At 70.1% G+C, this 4,619-nt stretch carries 5 protein-coding genes; 3 read left to right on the top strand and 2 right to left on the bottom strand.

The window, feature by feature from the left end; translation table 11 throughout:
• Window positions 1-149: 149 nt before the first annotated feature.
• Together ACWGIF_RS17590 and ACWGIF_RS17585 are read right to left on the bottom strand one after the other, a co-directional pair.
• A complete protein-coding gene (locus ACWGIF_RS17590) occupies window positions 150-635 on the bottom strand; it encodes a lamin tail domain-containing protein (RefSeq protein ID WP_453497910.1) in 486 nt (161 codons plus the stop codon).
• Window positions 636-1,146: 511 nt separating this feature from the next.
• Window positions 1,147-1,458 carry a hypothetical protein gene (locus ACWGIF_RS17585; protein ID WP_453497907.1) on the bottom strand — a complete coding sequence of 104 codons (312 nt, stop codon included), beginning with the start codon at window positions 1,456-1,458 and terminating at the stop codon, window positions 1,147-1,149.
• Window positions 1,459-1,698: 240 nt separating this feature from the next.
• Between ACWGIF_RS17585 and ACWGIF_RS17580 the strand changes: the two genes are divergently transcribed.
• The 3 genes from ACWGIF_RS17580 (at window position 1,699) to ACWGIF_RS17570 (ending at window position 4,591) form a co-directional block, all read left to right on the top strand.
• Window positions 1,699-2,970 carry a serine hydrolase domain-containing protein gene (locus tag ACWGIF_RS17580; protein WP_453497904.1) on the top strand — a complete coding sequence of 424 codons (1,272 nt, stop codon included), beginning with the start codon at window positions 1,699-1,701 and terminating at the stop codon, window positions 2,968-2,970.
• Window positions 2,971-3,281: 311 nt separating this feature from the next.
• Entirely contained in the window at window positions 3,282-3,734 is a 453-nt protein-coding gene (locus ACWGIF_RS17575) for a hypothetical protein (protein ID WP_453497902.1), read from the top strand.
• 479 nt (window positions 3,735-4,213) lie between these two features.
• Window positions 4,214-4,591, top strand: coding sequence for a hypothetical protein (locus ACWGIF_RS17570; RefSeq protein WP_453497899.1), 378 nt, complete (start codon window positions 4,214-4,216; stop codon window positions 4,589-4,591).
• Window positions 4,592-4,619: the final 28 nt, after the last annotated feature.

The raw sequence follows: 4,619 nt of genomic DNA, 5'->3' as shown, positions 1-4,619 counted from the left end.
TCGGGGGGGTGGTTGTTTTTCGCCGCGTGTCGCCTGGGGGTTTCTTTCTCCCGGCCTGGGGCTGGGCGTCCCCCGGCTGGTTCGCGGTGCCACGCCGCCCTCAGTGGCCGGCAGCTCATCGTCCCCGTGGGTGTGGCCGCCGGTCTGGATCAGCCGCGGTGCTGGTGTCCGCGGCGGTTCCAGGATTCGGTGTCGACGACCTTGCCGCGGTTGTCGCGGAGGGTGGCCGTGTCGCGCTCGTCCCACACCTGCTGACGGCGGTCCTGGTAGACGTCGCGGCGGGTGTCGCGGCCCTTGCCGGTGTGGACCTTGACGCTGGAGCGGCCGTCCAGGCGGAAGTCGTTGAAGCGGTAGCGGTTGCCGTCGCGGTCCGTGAGGGTGAAGCCGCGCAGGTTGACGGAGTGGCGGCCGGTGTTCTTCACCTCGACCCACTCCCCGTTCAGGGCGCGGTTGGAGCGGTCGTTGCGGCCGGGGCCGTCGTACTGGACGCCGCCGATGACGATCGAGGAGCGAGAGCTGCGGTGGTCACGCCGGTGGTCGTCGTCGGCGGCGGCCGGCAGAGCGGCCGCGCCGATCAGGGTGCCGGAGGCCAGGAGTGCGGCGAGAGCACGGCGGGTGGCGAGAGAAGCAGACATGAAGATGACCCCTTCAACTTCAACAGACAGCCCGGCCCGGCCTCGTGCAAGCCGGCGGGCTTGGAGCGATTCCCCGGCGTCCTGCCGAGGAGCCATACTCTGGCGCCCGTTCGCTGGTAAATGCCGCCTATTCGTCTCGTGTTGCGCAATCCGGATATGTCCGTAACTCTCCCTTGTATCGGACAGCCGTCAAGCCGCGTTGACGTCCCCGACGTCCGCATGCGACTCGCGTCCGCGGGAGGCCTGCGGACACGGCGTGCCTGCCATGGAAGTCCACCCTCGGCCACACCCTTCCTCCCTGCGCCGAACGGGTGCAGGCCCCTGTAACAGCCGCCTCACCGCCTTTTCGCATAGGTCTGCGGAAACGATTCTGGCGTGCGAGCTCGCCTGCCGGAGGTGTACGCCGCGTACCGGAGTGCAGGTGGGCGAGTGGAGCCGTCCCGGCGACGGGGGAGCGGGGAGCCGAGGCGAGGCGGTGCGAGGCGGTGCGAGGCGGTGCGAGGGCCGGACGTCACTCGCCGGCTTCGTCGACGCGGAGGAGAACGCCCCGGCTGTTGCGCTCGTACACACGCGCCCGATTCTTGATGATCTTCTGCTCGACCTCGGCGGCCAGGTCGACGTTGTTCATCTCGGCGAGGGCGGCGACGTAGAGAACGACGTCGGCGAGTTCTTCGCCGAAGTCCGGCAGGCCCTTGCGCCAAGCGGTGAAGGCTTCGCCCACCTCGGCAGTCAGCAGGCCGAACTCCAGGGCCACGTCGGTGGTGTTGAACCCCTTCTCGATCTTGTTGGCCCAAGCGAGCCTCTGTGCTTCTCGGATGTCCACGGCTTCCTCCGGCACGGGATGCAGGTGATGCCGCAGGAGCCTAGCGAGAGTCGGGTCACTGCCGTACGGGGAGCTCCTTCGGAATGCCGGTGGGCTGGCCCGTGAACCGGCCGATCGCGGGGTTCGCTCAACCATCCGCTGATCATGTGCGGTCTTGTCGAGTGAAAGCGGACCCTGCTGCTTCCACGGGAGCCGCACGAGTACGTACCAGGGAGCACGGCGAACGGTTAGGAGCACAGCATGGCGTTACGGAAGACCGCACGCGTCGGCGCGGTGGGTCTCTTGGCGGCCGCGATGGCGGCCACCGCCCTCGCGGCGCCCGCCCAGGCATCCTCGGACACCGCACCCGCTACGACGGGGCACGAGGCGACGGGGCACGAGGCGACGGGGCACGAGGCGACGGGGCACGAGGCGACGGGGCACGAGGCGACGGGGCACGAGGCGACGGGGCACGAGGCGACCCGGCGTGCGATGGACGCGGAAGTGAAAGGGGGCATCCCCGGGATCACGGCCCAGGTACGCGACGCCAACGGCGTCTGGAAGTCGACGTCGGGTGTCGGCAACCTGACGACCGGCGCGCCGCGCGGCACGAACGACCGGTTCCGGGTCGGCAGCATCACCAAGACGTTCGTGGCCACCGTCCTGCTCCAGATGGAGGCGGAGGGGAAGCTGCGTCTCGACGACACCGTGGAGCGTCATCTCCCCGGCCTGGTACGGGGCAACGGCAACGACGGCCGCAAGATCACCGTACGCCGGCTTCTGAGCCACACCAGCGGTCTCTACGACTACCTGGCCGACGAGGAGTACCTCGACACGTACATACGGGGCGAGGGCTACCTCCAGCACCGGTACGACACCCTGCCGCCCAGGAAGCACGTGAAGGTGGCCCTCTCCCACGAGCCGTTGTTCAAGCCGGGCGCCAAGTTCTCGTACTCCAACACCAACTACATCCTGGCCGGGCTGATCATCGAGAAGGCGGGCGGGCGGACGTACGAGGCCGAGGTCCGCGACCGCATCATCGAACCCCTGGGCCTCAGGGCCACCTCCAACCCCGGCAACAGCATCCACATACCCCGCCCCAGCAGCCGTAGCTACTCCAAGCTCTTCGAGTCGGCCCCCGACCGGATCGACGACGTCACCGAGATGAACGGGTCGCAGGGCTGGGCCGACGGCGACATCATCTCCACCACCGGTGACCTGAACCGGTTCTACAGCGCCCTGCTGCGCGGCGAGCTGCTCCCGCCGCAACAGCTCAAGGCCATGAAGACCACCGTTTCGACCCCCGAACGCCCCGACATGTCCTACGGGCTCGGTATCACGAAGTTCCGGACGAGTTGCGGCACGACGGTCTGGGGCCACGGCGGAGGCATGGTGGGGTCGACCTCCCTGGCCGTCACCACCGAGGACGGCCGCCACCAACTCGCCTACAACCGCAACGGGGACTGGAGCGTGGGAGCCCCGAACGCCATCATGGAGGCCGAGTACTGCCCCACACCGGCCCCCTCCGGCTGAGCCGGACGCACACGTCCACCGCCGGTGGGCCTGGCGGTGGCCGATCATCGGCCCCGGCGCTGCCTCCCCACGTGGGGAGCGCCGGGGCCTCTGGCAAGGAACCGGGCTGTGGGCCGTGGTCATCCGCTCCACCGCCTGGGGCTGGGCGAGCACCCGTACCCTCGCCTCCCTCACGGCGGCGGTCGTGGCCGGCGGGCTGTTCCTCGTACGGGAGCGGCCGGCCGGGCACCCGCTGGTCGACCAGCCTGGCCCCGGCCCTGCTGGTGGCGGGTCAGCGGGCCGCTCCGCTCGGGGTGAGGCCGGCCCGGCACATGCGGCCGACCGCGGTGATGGCGCTCTCGGGGGCCGTCGCGGGCACGGGGATGTACGCCCTGGCCGAGGTCGGCGCCTGGTGGCTGTACGTGCCGGTGTTCGCGTGGTGCGGCCTCGGGCTGGGGCTGGGCTGGACCTTCTCCAGCGTGGCGACCCAGCAGGTAGTCGCGCCGGCCCGGGCGGGGGAGGCGTCGGGCGTGCTGCTGACGTTCCTGGTCACGCCGGGTGCGATCGCCCTGGCCGGGACGGCGGCGGCCATCACGGCGATGACGCCGCAGCGGCTGCCCGAGGACGCCTACGACGCGATCCTGCGCCTGGGCGGTGTGGTCATCCTCGCAACGGCGGTGGTCGTCATGGCCGTACGCCACCGGCTCGTAATGCTCGGCAGAATCCCGCCGCTGTGGATGCGGGCAGGCGCTGACGCCGGGCAGGAGCCGGACCGCCGCCCCTGACGCGGCCCCGCCCGGCCCGGCCCCCCGGCCGAGGCGCCGTTCGCCCCTGACGCGGCCCCGCGCCCGGGCCGGCCCGACCAGACAAAGGCGCCGCCGCCAGCCTCGACCTGCTGCCGTGGAACTCGTGCCGCATCAGGCGACGTTCGCCCCGTCGTGACGCATCCCTGCAGTGATGCGCAGGGCTCGCAGCGCCCGGTCGAGGTCCGCTCGGTTCCCCGGCGCGCCGGCACGACTTCGCGAGAGCGGGCGGGTGAGGCGGGGCTGGGCGTGCGCGTTGATGACGGGCCATGCTCGGTGGTCGGCGGCTTGGGCGTCCAGCAGGTTTGGCCGGGGGAGTGCGGGATAAATGGTCGAAGATCGGACTTATGTTCGACTTTCAATCAATCTCGTGAGAAGTCCGACAATCATCCGGCCGTGGTGGGAAGCTTCCCCGACAGGGCGAGGTGCGCGACGGTGCGTAGCTGCCCAGGGGAGGTCTCATGCGTGGATCGTTGTTGCGAAAGGCCCGCGGCCTGCTGGCGGGCTCAATGATGGCAGCCGGGGTGGTCGGCCTCAGCGCCGCTCCGGCGAGTGCCTGGACGGGGGGAAATGTCTGGGTGAACTTCGGCAACTGGAACTGCCCGGCCGGTGGATCGGTGGTCGGGGTCTATTGGGGAGTGGATGCCTATTCAAGTGGGCCTGCCGGCGGCGACTGGGGTGACAACGTCATCTACCCGCGCGTCCGTGTGGGAGCCGGGGCGTACAACACCCTGAGCTATCAGACCATGTGCAAGAAATGGGGCTGGTACACCTACCGCGGCGTCGTGAGCCAGCGGACCCTGACGCCGTACAAGCCGGGCCTGAGCTACTGGTACTAGCTTGTCCGTCGGCGGCGGTATCCGGTGA

Source organism: Streptomyces sp. NPDC054849 (assembly GCF_053610945.1).
Note: the sequence above shows the minus strand (reverse complement) of the source record. Positions and strands in the feature narration are given on the sequence as shown.